This window comes from Burkholderia sp. AU31624 (assembly GCF_020420065.1).
GTDB lineage: Bacteria > Pseudomonadota > Gammaproteobacteria > Burkholderiales > Burkholderiaceae > Burkholderia.
The window spans coordinates 170199-195558 of sequence record NZ_JAIZRT010000011.1; the positions used below are offsets into that span (position 1 = coordinate 170199).

The 25360-nt window shown below is 70.5% G+C and carries 23 protein-coding genes and 1 riboswitch; of the genes, 15 read left to right on the forward strand and 8 right to left on the reverse strand.

Annotation, left to right across the window (positions count from 1 at the left end):
- Positions 1-4 precede the first annotated feature (4 nt).
- From cobN to LGM89_RS32785, 6 genes are all read left to right on the forward strand, one after another.
- Positions 5-3814: a cobaltochelatase subunit CobN gene (cobN, locus tag LGM89_RS32760; protein ID WP_226275213.1), complete on the forward strand. Its 3810-nt coding sequence runs from the start codon at positions 5-7 to the stop codon at positions 3812-3814.
- On the forward strand, positions 3811-4896 hold the full coding sequence (locus tag LGM89_RS32765) for an ATP-binding protein (RefSeq protein ID WP_226275214.1): 1086 nt from the start codon (positions 3811-3813) through the stop codon (positions 4894-4896). The genes cobN and LGM89_RS32765 overlap by 4 nt, the downstream gene beginning before the upstream one ends.
- Before the next feature lie 68 nt (positions 4897-4964).
- On the forward strand, positions 4965-5573 hold the full coding sequence (locus LGM89_RS32770; RefSeq protein ID WP_226275215.1) for a vWA domain-containing protein: 609 nt from the start codon (positions 4965-4967) through the stop codon (positions 5571-5573).
- Between the two features lie 60 nt (positions 5574-5633).
- Positions 5634-6086, forward strand: a complete 453-nt coding sequence (locus LGM89_RS32775) for a YaiI/YqxD family protein (protein WP_089425404.1) — start codon at positions 5634-5636, stop codon at positions 6084-6086.
- A 174-nt stretch (positions 6087-6260) separates the two neighbouring features.
- The gene (locus tag LGM89_RS32780; protein WP_089494838.1) at positions 6261-6833 is read left to right on the forward strand and encodes a DUF1993 family protein; all 573 of its coding nucleotides are present in this window, start codon (positions 6261-6263) and stop codon (positions 6831-6833) included.
- 31 nt (positions 6834-6864) lie between these two features.
- The gene (locus LGM89_RS32785) at positions 6865-7191 is read left to right on the forward strand and encodes a low molecular weight protein tyrosine phosphatase family protein (RefSeq protein WP_089431071.1); all 327 of its coding nucleotides are present in this window, start codon (positions 6865-6867) and stop codon (positions 7189-7191) included.
- A 21-nt stretch (positions 7192-7212) separates the two neighbouring features.
- On the opposite strand, the gene LGM89_RS32790 is transcribed toward LGM89_RS32785, so the two are convergent.
- Both LGM89_RS32790 and LGM89_RS32795 read right to left on the reverse strand, forming a co-directional pair.
- Entirely contained in the window at positions 7213-7635 is a 423-nt protein-coding gene (locus LGM89_RS32790; protein WP_089425407.1) for an NUDIX hydrolase, read from the reverse strand.
- Positions 7636-7784: 149 nt separating this feature from the next.
- The gene (locus LGM89_RS32795) at positions 7785-8045 is read right to left on the reverse strand and encodes a hypothetical protein (protein ID WP_226275216.1); all 261 of its coding nucleotides are present in this window, start codon (positions 8043-8045) and stop codon (positions 7785-7787) included.
- Between the two features lie 276 nt (positions 8046-8321).
- On the opposite strand from LGM89_RS32795, the gene LGM89_RS32800 reads away from it, so the two are divergent.
- From LGM89_RS32800 to LGM89_RS32815, 4 genes are all read left to right on the forward strand, one after another.
- Positions 8322-9500: a CaiB/BaiF CoA transferase family protein gene (locus LGM89_RS32800; RefSeq protein ID WP_226275217.1), complete on the forward strand. Its 1179-nt coding sequence runs from the start codon at positions 8322-8324 to the stop codon at positions 9498-9500.
- Positions 9501-9606: 106 nt separating this feature from the next.
- Positions 9607-10908 (forward strand): CitMHS family transporter, encoded by a 1302-nt coding sequence (locus LGM89_RS32805; RefSeq protein ID WP_226275218.1) that lies wholly within the window; start codon positions 9607-9609, stop codon positions 10906-10908.
- A 145-nt stretch (positions 10909-11053) separates the two neighbouring features.
- Complete coding sequence (locus LGM89_RS32810) at positions 11054-12220, forward strand: acyl-CoA dehydrogenase family protein (protein ID WP_089431073.1); 1167 nt, start codon at positions 11054-11056, stop codon at positions 12218-12220.
- A 60-nt stretch (positions 12221-12280) separates the two neighbouring features.
- Positions 12281-13024, forward strand: a complete 744-nt coding sequence (locus tag LGM89_RS32815; protein ID WP_226275219.1) for an IclR family transcriptional regulator — start codon at positions 12281-12283, stop codon at positions 13022-13024.
- 113 nt (positions 13025-13137) lie between these two features.
- Here LGM89_RS32815 and LGM89_RS32820 read toward each other — a convergent pair whose 3' ends face one another.
- Both LGM89_RS32820 and LGM89_RS32825 read right to left on the reverse strand, forming a co-directional pair.
- Positions 13138-14493, reverse strand: a complete 1356-nt coding sequence (locus LGM89_RS32820; protein WP_226275220.1) for a chitinase — start codon at positions 14491-14493, stop codon at positions 13138-13140.
- Positions 14494-14743: 250 nt separating this feature from the next.
- The gene (locus LGM89_RS32825) at positions 14744-15646 is read right to left on the reverse strand and encodes a LysR substrate-binding domain-containing protein (protein ID WP_089472778.1); all 903 of its coding nucleotides are present in this window, start codon (positions 15644-15646) and stop codon (positions 14744-14746) included.
- A 94-nt stretch (positions 15647-15740) separates the two neighbouring features.
- Between LGM89_RS32825 and LGM89_RS32830 the strand changes: the two genes are divergently transcribed.
- Positions 15741-16949, forward strand: a complete 1209-nt coding sequence (locus LGM89_RS32830; protein ID WP_226275221.1) for an MFS transporter — start codon at positions 15741-15743, stop codon at positions 16947-16949.
- Positions 16950-16955: 6 nt separating this feature from the next.
- On the opposite strand, the gene cobJ is transcribed toward LGM89_RS32830, so the two are convergent.
- Genes cobJ through cobG form a run of 4 tightly spaced genes read right to left on the reverse strand, consistent with a single transcriptional unit; the run spans position 16956 to position 21394 of the window.
- Entirely contained in the window at positions 16956-18683 is a 1728-nt protein-coding gene (gene cobJ / locus LGM89_RS37245) for a precorrin-3B C(17)-methyltransferase (RefSeq protein WP_264172740.1), read from the reverse strand.
- Positions 18680-19414, reverse strand: a complete 735-nt coding sequence (locus LGM89_RS32850; protein ID WP_226275222.1) for a precorrin-2 C(20)-methyltransferase — start codon at positions 19412-19414, stop codon at positions 18680-18682. Before LGM89_RS32850 ends, cobJ begins: the two co-directional genes overlap by 4 nt.
- Positions 19411-20037, reverse strand: a complete 627-nt coding sequence (locus LGM89_RS32855; protein WP_226275223.1) for a precorrin-8X methylmutase — start codon at positions 20035-20037, stop codon at positions 19411-19413. Before LGM89_RS32855 ends, LGM89_RS32850 begins: the two co-directional genes overlap by 4 nt.
- A complete protein-coding gene (cobG, locus tag LGM89_RS32860; protein ID WP_319001525.1) occupies positions 20030-21394 on the reverse strand; it encodes a precorrin-3B synthase in 1365 nt (454 codons plus the stop codon). The genes LGM89_RS32855 and cobG overlap by 8 nt, the downstream gene beginning before the upstream one ends.
- Positions 21395-21500: 106 nt before the next feature.
- A riboswitch (cobalamin riboswitch) is annotated at positions 21501-21692 on the reverse strand.
- A 172-nt stretch (positions 21693-21864) separates the two neighbouring features.
- Between cobG and LGM89_RS32865 the strand changes: the two genes are divergently transcribed.
- The 4 genes from LGM89_RS32865 to LGM89_RS32880 all read left to right on the forward strand — a co-directional run bounded on the left by LGM89_RS32865 (position 21865) and on the right by LGM89_RS32880 (position 25342).
- On the forward strand, positions 21865-22131 hold the full coding sequence (locus LGM89_RS32865; protein WP_089494850.1) for a hypothetical protein: 267 nt from the start codon (positions 21865-21867) through the stop codon (positions 22129-22131).
- A gap of 141 nt (positions 22132-22272) precedes the next feature.
- Positions 22273-23526 (forward strand): precorrin-6y C5,15-methyltransferase (decarboxylating) subunit CbiE, encoded by a 1254-nt coding sequence (gene cbiE / locus LGM89_RS32870; RefSeq protein ID WP_226275225.1) that lies wholly within the window; start codon positions 22273-22275, stop codon positions 23524-23526.
- Positions 23526-24614, forward strand: a complete 1089-nt coding sequence (locus tag LGM89_RS32875) for a cobalt-precorrin-5B (C(1))-methyltransferase (RefSeq protein WP_226275226.1) — start codon at positions 23526-23528, stop codon at positions 24612-24614. The genes cbiE and LGM89_RS32875 overlap by 1 nt, the downstream gene beginning before the upstream one ends.
- A complete protein-coding gene (locus LGM89_RS32880; RefSeq protein ID WP_226275227.1) occupies positions 24611-25342 on the forward strand; it encodes a cobalt-precorrin-6A reductase in 732 nt (243 codons plus the stop codon). Before LGM89_RS32875 ends, LGM89_RS32880 begins: the two co-directional genes overlap by 4 nt.
- Positions 25343-25360 lie beyond the last annotated feature (18 nt).

Below are 25360 nucleotides of genomic sequence, written 5' to 3' on the forward strand. Positions count from 1 at the left end.
CACGATGCATCTGCTGCGCACCACGCCGGGCGGCTTCGTCGACGATACGCAGGGTGTCGTCCGGATCGACCAGCAACCGGCCGACATCGTGATCCTGAGCTCGGCCGACACGACGCTGTCGCTGCTCGCGAGCGTCGTGCCGCATCTGCCGGCCGGCTTCCCGAGCGTGCGGCTCGCGAACGTCACGTTCCTGCGGCAGCCGGCGTCGGTCGACTTCTACGTCGACGACGTGCTGCAACACGCGAAGTCGGTCGTGATCGATCATCTCGGCGGCGAGGCGTACTGGCCGTACGGGATCGAGCAGGCCGTGTCGCTCGCGTCGAAGCGCGGGCAGCACCTCGCGATGTTTTCGGGCGACCTGCAGGAAGACCCGAACCTCGTCGCGAAGAGCACCGTCGCGCCCGACCTGTGCCGGCTGTGGTGGCGCTACCTGCGTGAAGGCGGCGTGCACAACGCCGAGGCGCTGCTGCGCAGCATTGCGTTCCATACGCTCGGCTTCGGCGACGAACCCGAGTTGCCGCGCCCGCTGCCGGCCGCCGCGCTGTATCACCCGGCGCGCGACCGCGCGAGCGTCGACGACTGGCGGCCGCGCTGGACGCCCGGCGCGCCCGTCGTTGCGATCCTGTTCTATCGCGCGCACTGGCAGGCCGCGAACACGGCCGTGTTCGATGCGCTGGCCGATGCGCTCATCGACGAAGGATTGAATCCGCTGCCGATCGCGGTCACGTCGCTGAAGGACGCGGTGAGCCGCGAAGTCATCACGCAGCTCTGCGACACGCACGACGTCGCGCTCGTGCTGAATACGACCGCATTCGCGGCGGGCGCGATCGACAGCCCCGGGCACGACGTGCTCGCCGGCGACGCGCCGGTACTGCAGGTGATCCTGTCCGGCGGCAATCGCGACGCGTGGGTGGCCGACAACCAGGGCCTGCATGCGCGCGACATCGCGATGCACATCGCGCTGCCCGAGGTCGACGGCCGCATCGTCACGCGTGCGGTGAGCTTCAAGGGGCTCGCGTACCGCTGCCCGCACACCGAGGTCGACGTCGTGCGCTACCAGCCGGACGCCGAGCGGATCGCGTTCGTCGCGGCGCTTGCGCGCGGCTGGTGCCGGCTGCGCACGCTCGACAACGCCGACAAGCGCGTCGCGCTGATTCTCGCGAACTATCCGCAAAGCGAAGGGCGGATCGGCAACGGCGTCGGGCTCGACACGCCGGCGTCCGCGCTGCGCGTGCTCGCGGCGCTGCGCGACGCGGGCTACACGGTGGCCGACCTGCCGCCCGACGGCGACGCGCTGATTGCGCGGCTCACCGAAGGCGTGACCAACGACGCGGCCGTGCATGCGTTGCGCCCCGCATTCCAGAGCTTCCCGCTGGCCGACTACGTCGCGCGTTTCGCGCGCCTGCCGGCGGCCGTGCGCGACGCGCTGAACGAACGCTGGGGCCCGCCCGAAGCCGACCCGACGCTGCGGCAAGGGCGCTTCACGATCGCGGGCTGGCGCGCGGGCAACGTGTTCGTCGGCATCCAGCCGTCGCGCTCGCGCGGCGAGAACGACTACGCGAGCTACCACGACGCGGATCTCGTGCCGCCGCATGCGTATCTCGCGTTCTATTTCTGGCTGCGCGATGCGTACCGCATCGACGCGGTCATCCATCTCGGCAAGCACGGCAACCTCGAATGGCTGCCGGGCAAGAGCGTCGCGCTGTCCGACGCGTGCTGGCCCGACCTGACGCTCGGGCCGCTGCCGCACCTGTATCCGTTCATCGTCAACGATCCGGGCGAGGGCAGCCAGGCGAAGCGCCGCGCGCAGGCGGTGATCATCGATCACCTGATGCCGCCGCTCACGCGCGCGGAAAACTACGGCCCGCTGCAGGATCTCGAGCGGCAGGTCGACGAATACTACGAAGCGCTGATGGTCGATGCGCGGCGCGCGAAGCTGCTGCGCAAGACGATCCTCGCGACGATCGCCGAGCATCGTCTGCATGACGAACTGAGCGTGTCGCCGCCGCGCGACGCGGGCGACGAGGATGCGCTGCTCACGCGCGTCGACGCGTGGCTGTGCGAACTGAAGGAAGCGCAGATCCGCGACGGGCTGCACGTGTTCGGCGAATCGCCGATCGATCGCCAGCGGCGCGACACGCTGCTCGCGCTCGCGCGCTTTCCGGTCGGCGACGGCAAGCGCGCACGCGCCGGGCTGATCGGTGCGCTGGCGCGCGATCTCGCACTCGGCGACGACTTCGATCCGCTCGCGGCCGATTGGGCCGCGCCGTGGGCTGGCCCGCGTCCGGCGATCCTGCTGGCGCTCGACGCATCGCCGTGGCGCCATGCGGGGGACACGCGCGAGCGGCTCGAACGGCTCGCGCAGCATTGGCTCGACGGGCTGTGCGCAGCGGACGGCGGCAACACCGGCACGGATTCGACACCGCCCGGCGATTGGCCGCACACGCTCGCGGTGATCGAGCGCGTCCGCGCGACGCTGCTGCCCGCGCTCGACGCGTGCGGCAGCGAGGAAATGCGCCAGCTGCTGCGCGGGCTCGACGGCCGCTTCGTGCCGCCGGGGCCGAGCGGCTCGCCGTCGCGCGGCCGTCCCGACGTGCTGCCGACCGGCCGCAATTTCTATTCGGTCGATACACGCGCGGTGCCGACGCAGGCCGCGTGGTCGCTCGGCCTGAAATCCGCGCAGCAACTGATCGAGCGTCATCTGCAGGATCACGGTGACTATCCGCGCGCGATCGGCCTGTCGGTCTGGGGCACGGCGACGATGCGCACAGGCGGCGACGACATCGCGCAGGCGTTCGCGCTGCTCGGCGTGCGGCCGAAATGGGCGCACGGCAGCCATCGCGTGACCGACTTCGAGATCCTGCCGATCGAAATCTTCGACCGGCCGCGCATCGACGTGACGCTGCGCGTGTCGGGCTTCTTCCGCGACGCGTTCCCGAACCTGATGCACCTGTTCGACGCGGCCGTGCAGGCGGTGGCCGCGCTCGACGAACCCGAGGCACTGAATCCGGTCCGCGCGCGCATCGAGCGCGAACGCGAGAAATGGGTCGCGCAGGGCGTGGCGCCGGACGAAGCGCGACGCCGCGCCGGCTGGCGCGTATTCGGCGCGCGGCCGGGCAGCTACGGCGCGGGCCTGCAGGACCTGATCGACCAGCGCCGCTGGCAGACCGACGCCGATCTCGCCGATGCCTACCGCCAGTGGGGCGGCCATGCGTACGCACAGAACAGCGCGGGCGATGCGGCGCCCGACGTGTTCGGCGAGCGGCTCGCGACGATCAACGTCGTCGTGCAGAACCAGGACAGCCGCGAGCACGACATCCTCGATTCGAACGACTACTACCAGTTCCAGGGCGGGATGACGGCGGCCGTGCGGCACCTGTCCGGGCAGCAGCCGAGCATTTACCACGGCGACCACGCGAACCCGGCCGCGCCGAAGATGCGCACGCTGCGCGAGGAAATCGCGCGCGTGATCCGCTCGCGCGTCGTCAACCCGAAATGGCTCGACGGCGTGAAGCGCCATGGCTACAAGGGCGCGGCCGAGCTGGCCGCGACGGTCGACTACCTGTACGGCTATGACGCGACCGCGCGCGTGCTGTCCGACCATCAATACGCGCTCGTGGCCGACGCGTATCTGTTCGACGACGCCACCCGCGCGTTCCTCGAACGCCACAATCGGAAGGCGCTGCACGGCATCTGCGAACGCTTCGTCGAGGCGATGCAGCGTGGCCTGTGGCAGCAGCCGGGCGACTATCGCGAACGGATCGAAGCGGTCTGGCTCGCGAGCGAACAACTCCAGGAAGGGGGACGGCGATGACCGATCCGACGACGCACCGCGCCCGCGCGGTTTTTCCGTTTGCGGCGCTCGTCGCGCAGGATGCGCTGCAGCAGGCGCTGCTGCTCGCCGCGATCGACCCGTCGCTGGGCGGCGTGCTCGTGAGCGGGCCGCGCGGCACCGCGAAATCGACCGCGGCGCGCGGCCTCGCGGAGCTGTTGCCCGAAGGGCAGTTCGTCACGCTGCCGCTGTCGGCGAGCGACGAGCAGGTGACGGGTACGCTCGACCTCGCGCATGCACTCGCCGAAAACGGCGTGCGCTTCCGGCCGGGCCTGCTTGCGCGAGCCCATCTCGGCGTGCTGTACGTCGACGAAGTGAACCTGCTCGCCGACGGGCTCGTCGATACGCTGCTCGACGTCGCCGCGAGCGGCGTGAACATCGTCGAGCGCGATGGCGTATCGCACGCGCACGATGCGCGCTTCGTGCTGATCGGGACGATGAATCCGGAGGAGGGCGAACTGCGTCCGCAGTTGCTCGACCGCTTCGGTTTGATGGTCGAGCTGGAAAACTGCTTCGACGCCGCGCAGCGCGGGCGGATCGTGAAGGCGCGGCTTGCATTCGATCTCGATCCGGATGCATTCCGCGCCCGTCATGCGTCCGCGCAACGTGAACTCGGCGACCGGATTCATGCAGCACGCGCACGGCTCGCGACGCTCGATTTCGACGATACGGTTCATGCGCGCGTCAGTGCGCTGTGCATCGACGCGGCCGTCGACGGGCTGCGTGCCGATCTCGTGATGCTGCGCGCGGCGCGTGCGCTTGCCGCGCTGGAGCAGGCCGATGCGGTAACGGTGTCGCATGTGGAGCGGGTGGCCGACGCGGTGCTGCGGCATCGGCGCCACGCGGGGCCGCCGCCATCGTCCGGCGCGCAGCAACCCAGCGACGAACGCGACGGTCGCTCTGCGCCCGATACGCCTGACACGCGCGGTCGCCCCGACGATTCGTCGGATGTGACGAAGAACGACGCCGCGGCATCGCAGGGCGACTGGGGCTACCTGCCGCCCGAGCCGGCCGGCCTGCGCGACGTGAAAGGCGTGGTGCCGCTGCCGCTAAAAAAACGCTGAGCCATCGAGCCGGCGCCGCCGCGAACACCGTTCGCGGTCCTCGATGGCAATCAGGCGCGGCCGCGCGCGTGCCGGGCACGGTGCGCGCCGGCACGGCCGTGGCGTGGCCGGCGACGCTCGCCGCGAAGCGCGGCGGCCCGCTGCAGCGCGACCATCTGCGCTTCCGCCAACGCGCCGGCACGCCGCACGCACTGCATTGCTTCGTGCTCGACTGCTCGGCGTCGATGCTGTCGCACGAGCGGCTCGCACTGGCGAAGGGGCTGATCGTCGCGTATTTCGACCAGGCCGCGCGCGACCGGGTCGAAACCGCGCTGATCTGTTTCGGCGGCCATGGCGCCACGCGTCGCTTCGGCCCGGCCGTGCCGCGCTGGTGGAATGCGCGCTGGCTCGAGCCGGTCGAAGGCGGCGGCGGCACGCCGCTCGCGGACGGCATCGCGGCCGCCGCGCAATTGCTCGCACGCGCGGCGCGGCGCGAGCCGGCCAAGCAGCGCTGGCTGTGGGTGCTGTCCGACGGCCGCACGCGCGAGACGCCCGCGAAACCCGCGGCGGCCGATCACGTCGTGTTCGTCGACTTCGACGACGCGGCCGTCCGGATCGGGCAGGGCGCGCGGCTGGCCGACGCGTGGGGCGCGCAGTGGGTGACGGCCGACGCGCTGTGCACGGGCCGCGCCGGCTGAGGGCCGGCCGGCGGTGCGCTATGATCGCCGCTTCTGCTTCAATCCATTGGAAAAACCGCCATGCAAGTACTGGTCGATGCCGACGCGTGTCCCGCCGTCATCAAGGACATGCTGTTTCGCGCCGCGCGTCGTGCAGAAATCTGCGTGACGCTGGTCGCGAACCAGTTTCTGCGCACGCCACCGTCGCCGTTCATCAAGGCGGTGCAGGTGCCGGCCGGTTTCGACGTGGCCGATGCGCGCATCGTCGAGCTGGTTGAAGCGGGCGACCTCGTGATCACCGCCGACATTCCGCTGGCCGCCGCCGTGCTCGACAAGGGCGCGCATGCGCTCGACCCGCGCGGCAACTGGTTCAGCCGCGAGAACATCGAGGAACGCCTGTCGACGCGCGCGATGATGGATCAGTTGCGCAGCGCGGGCATCGACACGGGCGGGCCGGCGCCGTTCAGCGCACGCGACGGCAAGGCGTTTGCCGCGCAGTTCGACCGGTTCCTGGCGCGACAGGGCAAGCCTTGAGGTGGTGTCGCGGCCGCCGCGTGTCGTGATCGCCCTGCGCGGGGCGACACCTGCGCGCCATGCGCTATATCGCCGAATCCGCAATCAATCGCGCGCATCGCCCCTGCGAGGATGCAGGTTTGTCCCTACGCTGCTATCGTGGCGCAAACCACAACACAGCATAGGAGCGCACGCGTGTCACCGACTCAACTTCTCGTTCCGACCTTCTCCCAGATGCTGCGCGCGCAGTCCGCGTGGCTCGACAAGGCTGCCGCACACCGCCAGGCCGCGGGCGACGCGCCCGACGCGGCGATGTCGCTGAAGCTGGCGCCCGACATGTATCCGCTCGCGGCACAGGTGCGCTTCTCGTGCTTCCAGGCGATGGAGCCCGTCCACCGGCTGCGCGGCGAACCGCTGCCGGCCGCACTGCTCGCATTGCGCGAGGCGGGATGGCATGCGGATGCGCAGCCCGGCACGCTCGCCGATGCGCAGGCGATCGTCGCCGGCACGCTCACGTTTCTCGGCGACCTCGCGCCGGATGCGCTCGATGGCGGTGCCGCGCGGCCGATCGCGCTCGAGATGCCGAACGGGATCGCGTTCGACATGACGGGCGAGCAGTACGCGCGCGACTGGGCGCTGCCGCAGTTCTACTTCCACGCGATCGCCGCTTACGCAATCCTGCGCCACCACGGCGTCGAACTCGGCAAGGCCGACTACGTGCCGCACATGCTCGCGTACGTCCGGCCGGGCACGATTCCGCAAGGTTGAGCGGGCAGCCGCCGGGCAACCGCGAAGCGACATGACGCGGGCACTTTTCCTCTGCAGCCGCAACCGGCTGCGCAGCCCGACGGCCGAAGCGGTGTTCGCCGCATGGCCGGGCGTCGAAACCGACTCCGCGGGCCTCGCGCCCGATGCCGACACGCGCGTGTCCGCCGAGCAGCTCGACTGGGCCGATGTCGTATTCGTGATGGAGCGGGCGCACAAGGCGCGGCTGGCAGCGCAATTCGGTGCGCATCTGCGGGACAAGAAGATCGTGTGCCTCGATATTCCCGACCGGTACGCCTACATGCAGCCGGAACTTGTCACGTTGCTCGAACGCAAAGCCGGCCCGTTGCTGCGCGCATGACCGGCGCGAGCGCTATCGACGTCAGCGCAGCCGGCCGCTTGCGATCGCCGAGAAACAGTCGAGACGCAGCAGCTCGATGATCTTGCGCGTCGGCACGCTCGCACGCAGCGTGTCGAGCCGGTCGACGGTAAACCACTTGCAGCGCGCGATCTCGTTGCTCGCGCGCGGCGTCAGGTGCGCCGGCACGTCGGCCACGAACACGTGATGGAGCTTCGTCAGCCCGCCGAACTGCACCGCGTAGTCGAGCGCGAGCCCCTCCAGCCGCGTTTCCTCGGCAAGCTCCCGCAGTGCGGCATCGAGCGGCGTCTCGCCACGCCGGATCGTGCCGCCGGGCAGCGACCAGCGCGACGCGGTGCGGGCGACCAGCAGCACGCTGCTGCGCTGACGGCACACGATCGTGGCGCGTTCCTTGATGACGGCGAGAGTGTCCAGCCCGGTACGCATGTTCGGTCAAACAGGTGCTGAATCGTGGAGAAAATGCGTGTCGGCGGCACGTGACTCGGCAGCCGCCACCACGGCGTAGAGGCAGCCGCACCGATCTTAGCGGCCGTTCATGACAGTTCCATGCACGCCCTCGCGGGGCAAACGCCGAGTCACGCGTGCGTATAGATGCCGCTGCGCGCGGGCTTCACGTGGCGCGACTGGCGACGCTTGTGAACGGCCCGCCGATGGTGGGACGGCGGCGGCGTGACGTGCCGGCGCGCGGGCGCGGGCCGTGCGGTCGGTGACGCCGACTGCGGCGCGCCACCCGGCATCCCGGTCTGTCCTTCGCCGAAGTGGAACGTCTGGGTTTGCGCATGTCCGACGCCCAGCGTCGACGCCAGCATGAAGGCCGCCAGCAGCATCCGTTTCATGAATGATCCGTCCGATTTTTTTGAGATGAAGATTGCCCGCCAGCTTAACGAAAGGCGGGATGCCACCGCAACCGGCCCGTGTTCGGTGTCGCCCCGACTTGCACACGGCGGCGTCTTTCGCTTCGCCTCAGGGTGCCGCCGGGGTTGACAACGAATTTCCTGAGTGTGAATATAAATTCACATACAAGAATTATTTGCCGAATCCGGAAGCTCGCGCCTACGCGCCGGGCCTGCCGGGACCGGCTGTCCGATCAACCGGAACCAGGAGCGGGACGCATGGCGGAACACGAGCAGCAGGGCGCGCTGGCGGGATTGCGCATCATCGATCTGTCGCGGGTGCTGGGTGGCCCGTATGCGACGCAGATCCTGGCCGACCACGGCGCGGAGGTGATCAAGGTCGAACCGCCGTCCGGCGACGAGACGCGCACCTGGGGCCCGCCGTTCGACGGCGATACCGCGTCGTACTTCCTCGGCGTGAACCGCAACAAGCTCGGGATCGCGCTCGACCTGACGCAACCGGCCGACCGCGAGCGGCTGCTCGGCCTGCTCGACCACGCGGACGCGATCGTCGAGAACTTCAAGATCGGCACGATGGAGCGCTGGGGGCTCGGCTTCGACGCGCTGCATGCGCGGTTTCCGCGCCTCGTCCATTGCCGCGTGTCGGGCTTCGGCGCGGACGGCCCGCTGGGCGGGCTGCCCGGCTACGACGCGGCCGTGCAGGCGCTCGCGGGGTTGATGAGCGTCAATGGCGAGGCCGGCGGCGCGCCGCTGCGGGTCGGCGTGCCGATCGTCGATCTCGTCACCGGGCTGAACGCGGCGCTCGGCGTGTTGATGGCGCTGCGCGAGCGCGACACGAGCGGCCGCGGCCAGTTCGTCGAATCGACGCTGTTCGACTGCGCGCTGTCGATCCTGCATCCGCATACGCCGAACTTCTTCCATTCTGGGAAAGCACCCGTGCGCACCGGCAACGCGCATCCGAACATCACGCCGTACGACAGCTTTCCGACGGCGAGCGTCGACATCTTTCTGGCGGTCGGCAACAACGGGCAGTTCGCGGGCTTGTGCGACGTGCTCGGCACGCGCGACTTGCTCGACGATCCGCGTTTCGCGGACAACCGCGCGCGCAGCGCGAACCGCGCCGCGCTGCGCACGCTGCTCGAAACGGCGCTGGCCGGACACGACGGCGCGGCGCTCGCCGAGCAGCTGATGCGCCGCGGCGTGCCGTGCGCGCCGGTGCTCGGGCTCGATGCGGCGCTCGACCATCCGCATGTCGCGCATCGGCAGATGAAGGTCGAGCTGGGCCGGCATCGCGGCATCGCGTCGCCGATCAAGCTCGGCCGCACGCCGGCCACGTACCGTCGGCCGCCGCCCGCGCTGAACGAACACGCGGCGCAGGTGTTTGCCGACGCCGCGGCCAACGCTGACGACCACGACCACGACACGCACCGGGACTGACCGGCATCGTGGCCGCCGGCCGTGCCGCGCGCCCGACGGCGCCGCACGGCCACTCGAATACCACGCCGGGCGACGACGCGCGCACCGGCTGAAGAGGAGACGCATCATGCTTGCATGGATCGGCGCGATCGCCATCGTCGCGCTGTTCGGCCTGATCATCACGAAGCGGCTGTCGCCGCTCGTCGCGCTGATCGTCGTGCCGGTGACCGCATCGCTCGCGGCCGGGTTCGGGCTCGCGACCGGCAAGTTCATCGTGCACGGCGTGCAGAACATCGGCCCGATCGCCGGGATGTTCGTTTTTGCGATTCTTTTTTTCGGAATCCTCACCGACGCCGGGATGCTCGATCCGATCATCGCGGGCGTGCTGCGCGTGATCGGCTGCCATCCGCCGCGTATCGTGATGGGCTCGGCGCTGCTCGCGCTGCTGATCCATCTCGACGGCTCGGGCGCCGTCACGTTTCTCGTCACGCTGCCCGCGATGATGCCGCTCTATACGCGGCTCGGGATGGATCGCCGCATCCTCGCGTGCGTCGCGTCGATGGCGGCCGGCGTCAATTTCCTGCCGTGGGTCGGGCCGATGCTGCGCGCATCGGCGGCGCTGCACATTCCCGGCTCCGCGATCTTCATGCCGATGATTCCGGTGCAGATCGTCGGGCTCGTGTTCGTGTTCGGCACCGCCTACGTGCTCGGCGTGCGCGAGGCGAAGCGGCTCGGGCTCGATCGTGCCGGCGCGGCGTCGCTCGCGATCGCGCCGCGGGCGCTGACCGACGACGAGCGCGCATTGCGCCGGCCGGAGCGCTTCCGGATCAATCTCGGGCTGACGCTCGTCGTGCTCGTCACGCTCGTGGCGGGCATCGTCGACCCGATGGTGATGTTCATGCTCGGCACGGTCGCCGCGCTCGTGATCAATTACCCGGACGTGCAGGCCCAGCGCGAGCGGATCGACGCGCACGCCAAGGCCGCGCTGATGATGGCGAGCGTGCTGCTCGCGGCCGGCGCGTTCACCGGCATCATGTCCGGCACCGGGATGCTGAAGGCGATGGCGGACGTGGTCGTCGCGCACGTGCCGGTCGAGCACGCGCGCCACATGCCGTTCGTGCTCGGACTGCTGTCGATGCCGCTCAGCCTGCTGTTCGACCCCGATTCGTTCTACTTCGGCGTGCTGCCGGTGCTCGCGGAAAGCGCGAAGCTGCTCGGCGTGCCGCCGATCCAGATGGCGCAGGCAGCACTGCTCGGCCAGATGACGACGGGCTTTCCGGTCAGCCCGCTCACGCCCGCGACGTTCCTGATCGTCGGCCTGACCGGCGTCGAGCTCGCCGAGCACCAAAAATTCACGATTCCGTTCCTGTTCGCCGCCACCGTGCTGATGGTGTTCGCCGCGGTGATCGTGGGCGTGTTTCCGTTGTGAGCGCCCGGGACCTGCTGCTTCGTGCTTGCGCTCCGCGAGGGCGATCCCGCAAGGGACGCGCGTCGGAGCGCAAGCCTCGACGCCGCCGGGCGTTTTCCTTCTTGAAAGCGGCGTAGCCGCTTGGCCTTTTCCAGGAGTGCATGCCATGCAGTTCGACCTGACCGATGACCAGCGCGCGATCGAAAGCGCGATCGAGAAAATCTGTGCGCGCTTCGGCGACGACTACTGGCTCGAACGCGACCGAGCGGGCGGGTTTCCGGCCGATTTCCACGCGGCGCTCGCCGAGGCCGGCTGGCTCGGCATCGCGATGGACCCGGCCCATGGCGGCGCCGGGCTCGGGATGACCGAGGCCGCGCTGATGATGCGCACGATCAGCGCCTCGGGCGCCGGCCTGTCCGGCGCGTCGGCCGTCCACATGAACATCTTCGGGCTGAATCCGGTGCAGGTGTTCGGCACCGACGCGCAAAAGGCGCGCTTCCTGCCGCCGCTGATCGCCGGGCGCGATAAGGCGTGCTTCGCGGTGACGGAACCCGATGCGGGCCTCGACACCACGCACCTGAGCACGCAGGCGCGCCGCGACGGCGACCATTACGTGCTGAGCGGGCGCAAGATCTGGATCTCGACCGCGCAGGTCGCGAACAAGATGCTGATCATCGCGCGCACGACGCCGCTGGACCAGGTCGCGAAGCCGACCGACGGGCTGAGCCTGTTCTATACCGACCTCGACCGCTCGCGCGTCGAGGTGCGCGAGATCGAGAAGATGGGCCGCAAGGCGGTCGATTCGAACATGCTGTTCATCGACAACCTGCGCGTGCCGGAAGGCGATCTGATCGGCAACGAAGGCGACGGCTTCCGCTACCTGCTGCACGGGCTGAATCCCGAGCGGATCCTGATCGCCGCGGAGGCGATCGGGCTCGGGCAGGCCGCGCTGCGCCGCGCGACGCAGTACGCGTGCGAGCGCGTCGTGTTCGGCCGGCCGATCGGCCAGAACCAGTCGATCCAGCATCCGCTCGCGCAGGCGTGGATGCAGCTCGAGGCCGCGTGGCTGATGGTGATGAAGGCGGCGACGCGCTACGACGCGGGGCAGTCGTGCGGCGCGGAGGCCAACGCCGCGAAGTACCTCGGCGCGGAAGCCGCGTTCCAGGCCTGCCAGACGGCGGTCGCGACGCACGGCGGGATGGGCTACGCGAAGGAATACCATGTCGAGCGCTACCTGCGCGAGTGTATGATTCCGAGGCTCGCGCCCGTGAGTCCGCAACTGATCCTGTGCTACATCGCGGAGAAGGTGCTCGGGCTGCCGAAGTCGTACTGACCGGTCCGACCCGGCAGCCGGCCCGGTGCGCGGTGTCCCGTTCCGATTCAAGCACTCGTCATGGACGTCAAACTCGTTGCCCGCACGCTCGACCTGTTCGAGCTGTTCGCCGCCGAACGGCGGCCGCTGCCGCTCACCGAACTCGCGCGCCTGCTCAATGTGCCGGCGTCGAGCTGCCTCGCGATGGCGCGCACGCTCGTGAGCCGCGGTTACCTGTACGAAGTGCGCAAGCGCGGCGGCTACTACCCGACGCGCCGCCTGCAGACGCTCGCCGCCGCGATCGACGCAACCGACCCGGTCGTCGACATCGTCCATCCGCATCTCGTCGCGCTGCGCGACGCGAGCCGCGAGACGGCCGTGCTCGGCAAGATCCAGGGTGTGTCGGTCACGTATCTCGACGTCGTCGAGTCGGAGCAGGCGATCCGCTATACGCGCGCGCCGGGCGAACTGCGCCCGCTGCACGCGAACTCGATCGGCAAGGCGATCTTCGCGGAACTGGCCGGCGACGCGCAGCAGGCGCTCGGCGCGCAGTTGCCGTTCGAGCGCTTCACCGATGCGACGGTGGCGGATCTACCCGCGCTCGTCGCGCAAACCACGCGGTTTCGCGAACTCGGCTGGGCCGAGAACTTCGGCGAGAGCGCGCCCGAGCTGTCGGCCATTGCGGTTGCGTTGACGCTCGACGGCGACTGGTACGGGCTGTCGGTGGTCGGGCCGACCGAGCGGATTCGCCAGCATCGCGACACGCATGCGGCGCTGCTCGTCGACGCAAAGGCCAGGCTGCTGGCCGAGCACGCGCGCGGCTGAAAGCGGGCAGGGCGCGGCCGCCCAAGGGGCCGTCCGCCGGCGATCCCGTAGCGGTCGCCGTGAACGGCCCCGGATGCGCAGGCCGCGCGCCTAGCGCCGGCCGCTACGCCGCATCACGACTTCACCCACACGCCGCCCGCACTCGGGTTGTCGCCTTGCGTCCACCATTTCGCGCAGTATTTCGCGCCCTGGTACATCACGCAGGTGCCGCCCGAATACGCGGTGGTGGCCGACCACGTGGCGGTGCCGCCGCCAACCGCCTTCCACACGGCGGCCTGGCCGGGCACGTCGCCCTGCGTCCACCATTGCGCCTGGTACGTCGTGCCCTGGTAGGTGACCGTCGCGCCGGCCGTATAGACCTGGCCGGCCGCCCAAGGCGCGCCCGGCTGCGGCGTGCCGCCGTCCGAGCCGCCGCCGTAGTTCGGATCCTGCGTGACGCCCGTGCCCCACTTGCCGTCGAGCCGCTTGAAGATCGTCGCGAACGCGTACGGCTGCTGCGCGACGCCCGAGCAGGTCGGCGACGCATACGTGCCGCCCGACGGGCACGCCTGATCGCGGCCGACCGACCAGTTGCCGAAGAAGCCGTAGCCGTTGCTGACCGCCGCGTTCAGCACGCTTTGCGCATTCGCGAGCGTGAAGGTTTCGCCTTGCACGTCGTTCACGCCGATCATCGGCGTGACGCCGACCATCTGCCAGAGCTGCGCATTCGTCTTCGGCTGGCCGGCCGACTTGAACGCCGTATCGAGTTGCGAATAGAGCGCCTGCGCGGCACTGATCGCGGCCGCGCCCATGTCGAGGTTCGCGGGGCCGTAGTCCATCGCCATCACGTTCACCGCATCGAACGCGGTCTTGTTCGAGATCGCCGCGTTGACGACGTTCAGGCCGTCCTGCGTGAGCCCGGTCGGCATCGTCGGCAGCGTCAGCGTGACGTGCAGCGGCTTGCCTTTCGCCGCATAGCTCGCCTGCAGTTGCGTGACCGCCTGGAAGTTGCGCGCAACCGCGGCCGTGTCCGTTTGCGACGCACCTTCGATGTCGAAGTCGAGGTGCGTGAGGCCGTACGTGTCGATTACGGTCTGATATGCGCTCGCCAGCGCGGCGACCGTCGTGCACGCCTGCATCAGCGGCGTGCCGTTCGCACCGCCGAACGACACGGCGACTTCGCCGCCTTTCGCGCGATAGCTCGCGATCGACGTCGACAGCGCGGTCAGCAAGCCGCCGCTCGCGCCGTTGCCGATCGGCTGTACGCCGCCCCATGACGGTATACAACCGTTGCCCGCGACCACGAACGCGAGCGTGAACTGCTGGATGCCTTGCCGGACGCCGATCTGGTCGACGAGCGGCGTCGGGTAGAGCGTCACGTCGACATAGGGCGCATAGACGCCGGCGCCCTGGGACACGCTCGCCACGGCAAGCAGGCAACCCGCTGCAAGCGCGCGCGGGATGAAACGCGGCAACACATTGTTGTGCATTGTGTTCTCCAAGTGGAAGAGGGATACGCTGGCCCGCGTATCGCCGCCGGTCGGGCGACCGGGCATGCCCGGCCGGCGGCGTGCTCATCTTGGAGGATTCGCGTCGAATAGTGAATAGTCAGGAGTTCTTTTTGTTATTTGATTCCCGATACGTAACGATCTTGCCGATTCGACACAGTTCCGGCATGCGTGACGCGGGTGATTTTTCCGATCGACCGGGTGAGGCCCGACGCGTGTCGCTCGTCGCGCTTCAAGCCGATGGCGGCTGGACGAGCGAGCGCGCCAGTGCGACGAAGCGCTCGACGCACGCCGACGCGAACGGCTCGTTCCACGACACGATCTGCTCGACCGCGCGCGTGCCGGCGAGCGGCACGTAGACGACGCCCGGACGCTGCAGCGTGGCCGTGAAACCCGGCACGATCGCGATGCCGCGCTCGGCGGCCACCAGCGACACGAGCGTCGTGATCTGTGCGGCGGTCGCGCCGATCCGCGGCGTGAATCCGGCTTGCGCGCACAGGTCGTCCAGTGCCGCGGTCAATGCCGAGCCGTAACCGGGCGGAAAGGTGACGAAGGTTGCGTGCGCAAGCGCCGCGACGTCGACGCTCGCACGGCTCGCGAGCGGATCGCCGGCCGGCACGGCCGCGACGAGCGGTTCGCGCGACACGACGAGCGATGCCACCGGCACGCCGGGCGCACCGTGCCACGCCCAGCCGAAACCGATGTCCATCGTGCCGTCCGCGATCTGCTGGCGCTGGCTCGCGGTCGCCGCCTCGCGGAACGCCAGCTCGACGTCGGGCATCGTCCGGCTCGCGACGCGGATCACGTCCGGGAACGTGTCGGACATCGGAATCGAACTCGCATAGCCGATCACGATCCGCCCGGCGATGCCCTGCGCGATCTTGCGTGCGCTCGCCTCGGCCTCCGCGGCCGCGCTGACAACGTGGCGCGCATGGTCGAGGAACGCGGCGCCTTCCGGCGTCAGCCGCACCGCGCGCGTCGAACGCTCGAACAGCCGGACGCCGAGCTCGCTTTCGAGTGCGGCGATATGGCGCGTCAGCGGCGGCTGCGCGACCCGCAGGCGCAACGCCGCGCGGCCGAAGTGCAGTTCGTCGGCAACGACCACGAAATAGCGGAGGCGGCGCAGGTCGAGCATTGTTGTCGTTCCGGTATCAATGGCGGTGAAAACGGTATTGGCGTGCACGCGGCGCGCTCGTCAGACTGTCGGTATCGACGACCAGGCCGCTCCGATGAACGACAGGACCACGCGCATCGCGTTCTTTCTCTGCGGCTTCGCCGCGTTTCTCAATCTGTATTCGACGCAGGGCATCCTGCACGAACTCGCGGCCACCTTCGGTGTCAGCGCGGAGCGCGCGGGGCAGGGCGTGAGCGCCACCACGACGGCCGTCGCCATTATCGCGCCGTTCGTCGGCGTGCTGGCCGCGCGCATCGAGCGGCGCGTCGCAATCTCGCTCGCGGCGGTGGCCGTCGCGCTGCCGGTCGTGTGGTCCGCGCATGCGGGCAGTTTCGTGTCGTTCCTCGGCGCGCGCTTTGCAGCCGGTCTCGTCATGCCCTTCATTTTCGCGCTGTCGATCGCCTATATCGCCGAGCGCTTCGATCGCGGCACCTCCGCCGAGATCAGCGCGCTGTTCGTCGCCGGCACGACGCTCGGCGGTTTCGCCGGCCGCTTCGCGACCAACCTGATGACGTCGATCTGGGGCTGGCGGCATGCGCTCGACGTCGTCGCGGCACTGTGTCTCGTCACGGGCGTCGCGATCTACGCGAGCCTGCCGGCGTCCGGCGCGATCGCGCGGCGCGTCGAGCACGTTGCGGATAGCGGCGCGGGGCCGTCCTGGCGCATCGTCACGCGCGGCCCGCTGCTTGCATCGTTCGCGATCGGCGCATGCGTGCTCGCGTCGCAGGTCGCGACGTTCACGTTCGTCGGCCTGCGCCTGGCCCGCGCGCCGTTCAACTTCGGCACGGTCGGGATCGGCGCGATCTATGCGGTGTTTCTGGTGGCGGTGGTCGTGACGCCGCTGGCAGGACGCCTCGCGCGGCATCGCGGCCCGCGCGCGCCGGGGCTTGCCGCGGCCGCGCTCGCGATCGGCGGGGCGCTGCTCACGCTGTCCGACCACGTGCCGGTGATTCTGGCCGGCCTCGCACTCAGCTCGACCGCCGTGTTCGTCGAACAGGCGTCGGCCAATACGTTCATCTCGCAGGCGGCGTCGAGCGCCCGCTCGACGGCGATCGGCATCTACCTGTCCTGCTATTACTTCGGCGGCAGCCTCGGCTCGATCCTGCCGGTGCCCGGCTGGCATCGGTGGGGATGGGCCGGCTGCGTCGCGTTCGTGGTCGCGGCGCAGGCCATCGTCGGCGTGCTCGTGTACCGGTTCTGGCGCGCCGACGGCGCAGCCGGCCCCGCGCAGGCCGACGCACGCGGCGTCAGGCCAACGCGCTGACCGGGTTCAGCGATACCAGCGCGGCGTATAGACCCACTCGCGTGCGTTGCCGATCGCGAAGCACCGCGTCGTCGACGAGCCGACGATCACCATCGTGCGCATGTCGACCTGGTCGCTGCGCAGCGCGCCGAGCGTCGTCGTCGTGAGCGTGGCGCCCGGCCGGCCGATATCGCGGCCGAGCACGACCACCGTCTCGGCGCTGCGGTGCGCGCGCACGGCATCGAGCGCACGATCGAGCTGCCACGGCCGTGCACGCGAGATCGGGTTGTAGAACGCCATCACCAGATCGGCCTGCGCCGCGTGCCGCAGGCGCGTCTCGATCACGTCCCACGGCTTCAGGTTGTCCGACAGCGAGATCGCGCAGAAGTCGTGGCCAAGCGGCGCACCGGCCTGCGCGGCCGTCGCGAGCGACGCCGAGATGCCGGGCTCAATGCGCAGGTCGACCGCGGCCCAATGCGGGTCGCGCGCTTCGTCGAGCGCTTCGAGCACGGCCGCGGCCATCGCGAACACGCCCGGGTCGCCCGACGACACGACCGCGACGCGCCGGCCCTCGGCCGCGAGTTCGAACGCATGGCGGGCGCGCTGCATCTCTTCGCGATTGTCGGTGCCGTGCACGCGCTGGTCGTCGCGGAACGGGCCGGCCATGTTCACGTAGGTCGTGTAGCCGAGGATGTCGGTCGCGTCCGCGAGCGCGGCGCGCGCAGCCGGCGTGAGCCACGCGGCGCCGCCCGGGCCGAGGCCGAGCACCGTCAGGCGGCCACGCGCACGGCCGAGCGTGGCGGGGTCGACCGGATGCGACGCGACCGCGCATGCGATGCCGTTCGTCGTGGAACGCAGCGTGTGTGCGACGCGCAACGCGCGACCGAGCAGGGTGGCCGCATCATCTGTCGCGTCAGCGTCGCCATCTTTATCGGTATCGGCATCGACGAAGCGCAGCGGCACGTCGAGCGTGTGCGCGGCTTCTTCCAGCACGGCATCACCGATTGCCGATGCGGGCGCAACGATCGCGGCAAGCGCCAGCCGTGCGAGACCTTGCGAATCGAGTGCAGCATCGATGCGTGCGGCAAGCGCTTCATCCGCGTGGATAGCCTGCGCATCGACGCCGATCACCACGCTGCGCGGATGAATCACGAGTTCGTCGCGCGCGCCGCGCCATGCCTCTGGGGTCACGCGGATCGCATGCGCGGCGGCTTCGTCGCGCGGCAGCGCGACATCGTCGAGCCACGGCGCCGCGCCGTCGATGCGCGTTGACGCGCCCGCGAGCAGATCGGACACGAAGCGCTTGCCCTGGCCGAGATCCGCGAGTGCATAGCCTTCCGGCGGATTGAGCACGCACGCGCCGAAACGCAGTTCGCCGCTCGTCGTGATCGCCGGCGCAACGCCGACGCATGCGGCGATTTCCCGCGCGATCACGTTGACGCCCGTCAGCCCGCCGAGCAGCGGCACGACCGCCGAGCCGTCTTCCGCCACCGCGAGCACGGGCGGCTCGACGCCCTTGTCGGCGAGCGCGGCGGCGATGCAGCGGATCACGATGCCGGCCGCGCACAGCGCGACGATCGGCAGCCCGCGCGCATAGAGTTCACGCAGATGTGCGCCGAGATCGTCGAACGGCACATCGGCCGCGACGCGCGATGCGAGGCCATGCACGCGCGCGCCCGGATAGCGCGCCTGGATGCGCCGCGCGGTATCGAGCGCGCCCGCGCCGAGAATCACGATCGCGGGCGGAGTCGTCATCCTTGCCATTTTTCCCCCGGCACGACGAGCAGCGAGAAATACGGCGACGCCATCGGATCGACTTCGTCGAGCGGCACGATGCGCTGGCTCGCCATCGTCGCGCGCTCGACATACAGCGCGCGCTTCGCGAGCCCCAGCGCGTCGAGCACGCGCCGCACCTTGTCGAAATTGCGGCCGAGCTTCATCACGACGGCCGCGTCGGCCCGCGCGAGCCGCTCGCGCAGTTCGGGCTCGGGCAGTACACCCGACAGCACCGACAGGCTCTGGTTGCGATAGACGAGCGGCTGGCCGAGCACCGCGGTGCCCCCGAGCATCGCGCACACGCCTGGAATCACCTCGGTGTCGTAGCGCGGTGCGAGGCGGTCGTGCAGGTACATGTACGAGCCGTAGAAGAACGGATCGCCTTCGCAGATCACCGCGACGTCGCGCCCCGCGTCGAGGTGCGCGGCAACGATCTCGGCGGCCGTGTCGTAGAAGTCGGCGATCACCGTCTCGTAGCACAGCGGCGGCGGCAAGGCCTCGGTCGTCACCGGATAGACGAGCGGCAGCTGCGTCTGCGCGTCCTGCAGGTGCGCTTCGACGATGCCGTACGCATTGCCTTTCTTGCCCTTCGCGACGAAATACGCGACCACGGGCGCGGCCTGCAGCACGCGCAGCGCCTTGATCGTCATCAGTTCGGGATCGCCGGGGCCGACGCCGACCCCGAACAGGCGTCCGCGCGCGGTCGTCATTCGACCTCCGTCGCGAGTGCGTTGACCGCCGCCGCCGCCATCGCGCTGCCGCCGCGCCGGCCGAGCAGGGCGACGTACGGCACGCCGCGGCTGTCGGCGTCGAGCAGCGCCTTCGATTCGGCCGCGCCGATGAAGCCAACCGGGAAACCGAGGATCAGCGCGGGGCGCGGCGCGCCGGCGTCGATCATGTCGAGCAGATGGAACAGCGCGGTCGGCGCATTGCCGATCACGACGACGCTGCCCGCGAGATGCGGGCGCCACAGCTCGAGCGCGGCGGCCGAACGCGTGTTGCCGAGATGGCGCGCGAGATCGGGCACCTCGGGCTCGCCGAGCGTGCAGATCACGCGGTTGTCGGCAGGCAGCCGCGCACGCGTGATGCCTTCGGCGACCATCCGCGCGTCGCACAGGATCGGCGCGCCGGCCGCGAGCGCCGTGCGGCCCGCCGTGCCGGCGCCGGCCGAGAAACGCAAGTCGTAGACGACGTCGACCATCCCGCACGCATGGATCACGCGCACCGCGAGTTTCTCGAGGTCGGGCGGAACCTGCGACAGGTCGGCCTCGGCGCGGATCGTCGCGAACGACTGGCGGTAGATTTCGTGCCCGTCGCGAATGTAGTCAAGCATCGGTGGTGTCCTGGCTGTGCCGCGCGCCCGTCAGTCGGGCCGCGGCCTGGTCAATCGTCAGATGGCGCGCGAGCGGGGCGCCAAGGCCCGCGGCGGCGTCGCGCCGGTAAAGGTCGTAGTGCGCGGGCGCAACCGCGACGAGCGTGTGCGTCGCGGGATGCGGCAACGCGCAGTGGCGTTCGCAGCCGGTCAGGTGCACGTCGACTGCATGGCCGATGCGGGCGGCGAGCGCGCGTGCATCGTGCTTCGTGTCGGCGCGCGCCTTCGCGCAGCCCGCGCTGCCGGTGCACGCGACGAGCGTCGCCAGCGGATCGGACGACGCGCAGACGAGGCCGAGCGACGCGAGCGCATCGAGCGCGGCCGGTGCGCGTTCGCGCGATACGCGATGCAGGAATACGCCTTGCCATGGCGTCATCGACAGCGTGCCGTCGCCGTCGCTTTCGGCCAGCGCGGCGAGCCGTTCCAGTTGGGTGGCATCGAGCCGGCCGAGCACGAATTGGGCGCCGACGTTGCAGCGCGTCGCATCGAGCGACGGGCGCACGCCGAAACGCAGCGTCGGGTCGGTGCACGTGCGGCGCCAGCCGGCGAGTGCCGGATCGGCTTCAAGCGGGAAGGGCAGGTAGTGCTGTGCGCGTTCGAGCAGCGCGCGTTCGCCGCATGTTGCGAGCAGCGCGCGCATCCGCGTGACGTCGGCCGGTGCGAGATCGAGGAACGCGAGCAGCAGCGCGCGGACCAGCGCGACACCTTGATCGGGCGCGACATCGACCGCGGCGGGCGGGTCATCGTGCGCGACCGGCGGACAACCGGCCAGCCCGGCCGCGACGCGCACCGCACCATCGCCGCGACGCCAGGCGGCCAGCCAGATGTCGTGCGGATGGTCGAGCGCCGCAACCGATTCGCCGCCGTCGAGCTGGATCGAGAATTTCGGCGACAGCTCGCCACGGCGCGGCTCGCGCGCCAGCATGTCGAAGAGCGGTGCGGCGAGTGCGCGGCTGTCGACGAGCGCGGCAGGGTCGTGGCCGGCGAGCGGGCTGAGCATCACGTTGCGCACGTCGTCGCTTGCGGCGAGCGCGGCCGCATCGGCGTCTGCCTTCGAGGTGGCGTCGACGGGCGGGCCGAGACCCGCTTCGAGCAACGCACGCGTCAGCGCGTCGGCCGCGCCGTCGCGAATGCCGCGCAGCTGGAGATTCGCGCGATTGGTCGCGTCGAGCGTGCCGGAGCCGAAGGCGCGCGCGGCGGCGGCGATCGCACGCGCCTGGCGCGCATCGAGTCGGCCGCCCGGCAGCTTGATCCGGCACAGCCCGCCGTCGGCGGCCGCGACCACGCGCACGAGCCCCGGGCAGGCCGACGGGCGCACGACGGGCGACGCAGGAATCGAAACGGGGGCGGAACTCAACGGGGTACCGGGACAGTGTCGGGCCGCGGCCAACGCATCGGTACACCCCGCCCGACGCCGACTGGCACGCACGCACTTTCTGGCCGGCAGGTCTCCTGGCTGACAGGTCGGCGCCGGCTCCCGGCCTTCCCGGTGGAACCAGTGGCATGAGGGGGAGATCGGCTCGCTGTCTACAGTTGCGGGGGCAGCCACAGCGGCGCGTGGCGCGCCCTGTGTTCCCTCTTCGGCCCCGAGGGGCACCGGCGAACGAACGGCCGTAGGATACCCGATTTTCGAGACGATCCGGCATTGTCGATATGCCGCGCAACCGCGTCACAGCGCAGTCTCAGCCGGTTTTGCGCTATCTCGCAAATGGTACGATTGGCGGCTCGACATTAGACCGGCGATCGCCGGCATCCGCGATGACACTCGGCAGGACGGAGCTGTTCGGCATGGGCATCGCGCTGGGCCTGCTGGCCATCCCGGCCTGGATGCTGCTCGCGTGCATACTGATCCCGCTTGCGCCGTCGGCCGAGTGGCCGAAGAATGTCGGGCTCGCCGGTCTCGGCGTGCCGATCGTGGCGGGCGGCACGTTCCTGTACAGGAAAAGCGGGGCGCGGCCGCTGATGTGGCTGCTGCTCGGCTGGCTGCTGATCGCGTCGATCGGCGGGATGGTTCTGGCCTTGCTGACGTTTGTCGTCGGCGTGCCGCTCGGCTGATGTCGTGGCCGTATCGCACCGGCAGGCGTGCGACAAGCACGGCGCGGGAGCGGATCGGGATCATCAACGAATCAACGCGCGACGGCCCAGCCGCCGCGCATCGCAACACACGGTAGGAAATCGAACGATGGGGAAGGGTGCATGACGGCGTGGCTGACGGTAGTGGGCATCGGCGACGACGGTTACGCGGGGCTCGGACGCAGCGCGCGGCGCGCATTGCTCGACGCGACGCTCGTCGTCGGCGCGAAGCGGCATCTCGACATGCTGCCTGCGCGGCTGCCGGCCGCGCGCGAAACGTGGCCGTCGCCGTTCGATCTCGCGGGCGTGCTGGCGCGGCGCGCGTCGCCCGTCTGCGTGCTCGCCAGCGGCGACCCGATGCTGTTCGGTGTCGGTGCCACGCTCGCGCGCCAGCTTTCCCCCGACGAATGGCGCGTACTGCCCGCGCCGTCGTCGCTGTCGCTCGCGGCCGCGCGCCTCGGCTGGGCGTTGCAGGATATCGGCGCGGTCTCGCTCGTCGGCCGTCCGCTGGCGACGCTCGCGCGCCACCTGCTGCCCGGGCGCCGCCTGTTCGTGCTGAGCGCCGACGGCCGCACACCGGCCGCCGTCGCGGCCGAACTCGTCGCACGCGGCTTCGGGCCGACGCGCATCAGCGTGTTCGAACATCTGGGCGGCCCGCTCGAGCGGCGTCTCGACGGGCTCGCGCAGGACTGGCGCATCGACGAAACGGCCGCGCTCAACCTGGTCGCGCTCGACTGCCAGGCCGGCCCCGACGCGCCGCGCCGCGCGCTCACGCCCGGCCTGCCCGACGATGCATACCGTCACGACGGCCAGCTCACCAAGCGCGACCTGCGCGCGATGACGCTCGGGCGTCTCGCGCCCGCGCCCGGCGAGCTGCTGTGGGACGTCGGCGCCGGCAGCGGCTCGATCGGCATCGAATGGATGCGCGCGCATCCGTCATGCCAGGCGATCGCGATCGAAGCGCATGCGGAACGGCAGCGCTTCATCGAGCACAACCGCGACGCGCTCGGCGTGCCGGGCCTGCAGCTCGTCGCGGGCCGCGCGCCCGATGCGCTCGCGGGGCTCGCCGTGCCCGACGCGATCTTCATCGGCGGCGGGGCGACCGCGCCCGGCGTGCTCGACGCGTGCTGGGCAACGCTGAAGCCCGGCGGCCGGCTGGTCGCGAACGCGGTCACGCTGCAGGGCGAGATGACGCTCGCCGCCTGGCGCGATGCGCACGGCGGCACGCTCACGCGCGTGTCGCTCGCCCACGCCGAGCCGCTCGGCCGCTTCGATACGTGGCGGCAACCGTTGCCGGTCACGCTGTACGACGTGCGCAAGCCCGACGCGGCCGACACGTCCGCATCGCCGGCCACGACGAACGCAACGGACGCGTGATGCGCGACGAGACTCCCGAACAGCCCACGCCGCTACGCTTCGGCTATACGACCGGCAGCTGCGCGACCGCGACGTCGCTCGCCGCCGCGCGGCTGCTGCTCGCGGGTAGTGCGGACGACGCGGTCGAGATCGTGCTGCCGAAGGGGCAGCGCGTGATGATGCGGCTCGCGTTCTGCCGGGCCACCGCCGACGGTGCGGAAGCCGGCACGATCAAGGATGCCGGCGACGATCCGGACGTCACGCACGGCGCGCTGATCTTCGCGCGCGTCGCGCTCGCGGCGGCGCCCGGCGTGCGGTTTCATGCGGGGCCGGGCGTCGGCACGGTCACGCGCGCGGGGCTGACGCTGGCGGTCGGCGAACCGGCGATCAACCCGGTGCCGCGCCAGATGATGACGACGCACCTGGACGCGCTGGCGGCCGAGCACGGCTATGCGGGCGGCTTCGACGTGACGATCGGCGTCGAAGGCGGCGAAGCGCTCGCGCTGAAGACGATGAACCCGCGCCTCGGCATCGTCGGCGGGCTGTCGATCCTCGGCACGACCGGCATCGTGCGGCCGTTCTCGTGCTCGGCCTATATCGCGTCGATCCACCAGGGCATCGACGTCGCGCGGGCGAACGGCATCGCACACATCGCCGCGTGCACGGGCAACGCGAGCGAAGACGCGATGCGCGCGCACTATCACCTGCCCGACATGGCGCTGATCGAGATGGGCGATTTCGCGGGCGCAGTGCTCAAGCACCTGCGGCGCGCGCCGGTCGCGCGGCTGTCGATGTGCGGCGGCTTCGGCAAGCTCAGCAAGCTCGCGGCCGGCCATCTCGACCTGCACAGCCGCCATTCGAGCATCGACCTGCCGCTGCTCGCGCAGTGGGCGGCCGAGGCCGGCGCAAGCGATGCGCTGCAGGCCGCGATGCGCGCCGCGAACACGAGCCAGGAAGCGCTGAAGCTCGCGCGCGCCGACGGCGTGCCGCTCGGCGATCTCGTTTGCGCGCACGCGCTGCGCGTCGCACGCGACATCGTGCCGCCGTCGGTCGCGGTCGAGATGTTCGCGATCGACCGGCAGGGCCGCTTCGTCGGGGAGGCGCGATGAGCACGCGCATCCTGCTGCTCGGCGGCACCGGCGACGCACTGAAGATCGCGCGCGCGCTTGGGTCCCGTCACGTCTATAGCCTGGCCGGCCTCGGCAAGGTACCGGACGATCTGCGCTGCGACGTGCGCGTCGGCGGTTTCGGCGGCGCGGCCGGGCTGACCGCCTATCTGCGCGACGCCGGCATCGGCCTCGTGATCGACGCGACCCATCCGTATGCGGCGCAAATCAGCGCGAATGCCGCCGTCGCGGCGCGTGAAGCGGGTGTGCCGCTGTGGGCGCTGCGCCGCGCGCCGTGGGTGCCGCAACCCGGCGACGACTGGCGCATGGTCGACGACTGGGCCGGCATCGAGGCCGCGCTCGCGCCGTTCAGGCGGCCGCTGTTCACGCTCGGCCGCGAACCGCTCGCGCATCTCGACGCGATCCCGCCGCACCAGTTCTGGCTCGTGCGCTGCCTCGACGCGCATCCCGGCAATGCCCGCGCGCAGATCGTCGCCGCGCGCGGGCCGTTCACGCTCGACGGCGAGCGCGCGCTGTTCGCGCTGATGGGCATCGACGTCGTCGTCAGCAAGAACAGCGGCGGCACGGCCACGGAAGCCAAGCTCGAGGTCGCGCGCGAACGCAGGGTGCCGGTCGTGATGCTGCGCCGGCCGCCGCTGCCTGACGCCGACCGCGCGTTCGATTCGGCCACGGCGCTCATCGACGCGCTCGATCCGGCCGCGCGCGCATGACGCCGCGCGGCCGGTCAT

What these genes read in the sequence shown, in the direction of transcription:
- cobN (WP_226275213.1), top strand. Translation starts at nt 5, where the DNA reads ATGCATCTGCTGCGCACCACGCCGGGCGGCTTCGTCGACGATACGCAG.
- LGM89_RS32765 (WP_226275214.1), top strand. Translation starts at nt 3,811, where the DNA reads ATGACCGATCCGACGACGCACCGCGCCCGCGCGGTTTTTCCGTTTGCG.
- LGM89_RS32775 (WP_089425404.1), top strand. Translation starts at nt 5,634, where the DNA reads ATGCAAGTACTGGTCGATGCCGACGCGTGTCCCGCCGTCATCAAGGAC.
- LGM89_RS32785 (WP_089431071.1), top strand. Translation starts at nt 6,865, where the DNA reads ATGACGCGGGCACTTTTCCTCTGCAGCCGCAACCGGCTGCGCAGCCCG.
- LGM89_RS32790 (WP_089425407.1), bottom strand. Translation starts at nt 7,635, where the DNA reads ATGCGTACCGGGCTGGACACTCTCGCCGTCATCAAGGAACGCGCCACG.
- LGM89_RS32795 (WP_226275216.1), bottom strand. Translation starts at nt 8,045, where the DNA reads ATGAAACGGATGCTGCTGGCGGCCTTCATGCTGGCGTCGACGCTGGGC.
- LGM89_RS32800 (WP_226275217.1), top strand. Translation starts at nt 8,322, where the DNA reads ATGGCGGAACACGAGCAGCAGGGCGCGCTGGCGGGATTGCGCATCATC.
- LGM89_RS32805 (WP_226275218.1), top strand. Translation starts at nt 9,607, where the DNA reads ATGCTTGCATGGATCGGCGCGATCGCCATCGTCGCGCTGTTCGGCCTG.
- LGM89_RS32810 (WP_089431073.1), top strand. Translation starts at nt 11,054, where the DNA reads ATGCAGTTCGACCTGACCGATGACCAGCGCGCGATCGAAAGCGCGATC.
- LGM89_RS32815 (WP_226275219.1), top strand. Translation starts at nt 12,281, where the DNA reads ATGGACGTCAAACTCGTTGCCCGCACGCTCGACCTGTTCGAGCTGTTC.
- LGM89_RS32820 (WP_226275220.1), bottom strand. Translation starts at nt 14,493, where the DNA reads ATGCACAACAATGTGTTGCCGCGTTTCATCCCGCGCGCGCTTGCAGCG.
- LGM89_RS32825 (WP_089472778.1), bottom strand. Translation starts at nt 15,646, where the DNA reads ATGCTCGACCTGCGCCGCCTCCGCTATTTCGTGGTCGTTGCCGACGAA.
- LGM89_RS32830 (WP_226275221.1), top strand. Translation starts at nt 15,741, where the DNA reads ATGAACGACAGGACCACGCGCATCGCGTTCTTTCTCTGCGGCTTCGCC.
- cobJ (WP_264172740.1), bottom strand. Translation starts at nt 18,683, where the DNA reads ATGACGACTCCGCCCGCGATCGTGATTCTCGGCGCGGGCGCGCTCGAT.
- LGM89_RS32850 (WP_226275222.1), bottom strand. Translation starts at nt 19,414, where the DNA reads ATGACGACCGCGCGCGGACGCCTGTTCGGGGTCGGCGTCGGCCCCGGC.
- LGM89_RS32855 (WP_226275223.1), bottom strand. Translation starts at nt 20,037, where the DNA reads ATGCTTGACTACATTCGCGACGGGCACGAAATCTACCGCCAGTCGTTC.
- LGM89_RS32865 (WP_089494850.1), top strand. Translation starts at nt 21,865, where the DNA reads ATGGGCATCGCGCTGGGCCTGCTGGCCATCCCGGCCTGGATGCTGCTC.
- cbiE (WP_226275225.1), top strand. Translation starts at nt 22,273, where the DNA reads ATGACGGCGTGGCTGACGGTAGTGGGCATCGGCGACGACGGTTACGCG.
- LGM89_RS32875 (WP_226275226.1), top strand. Translation starts at nt 23,526, where the DNA reads ATGCGCGACGAGACTCCCGAACAGCCCACGCCGCTACGCTTCGGCTAT.
- LGM89_RS32880 (WP_226275227.1), top strand. Translation starts at nt 24,611, where the DNA reads ATGAGCACGCGCATCCTGCTGCTCGGCGGCACCGGCGACGCACTGAAG.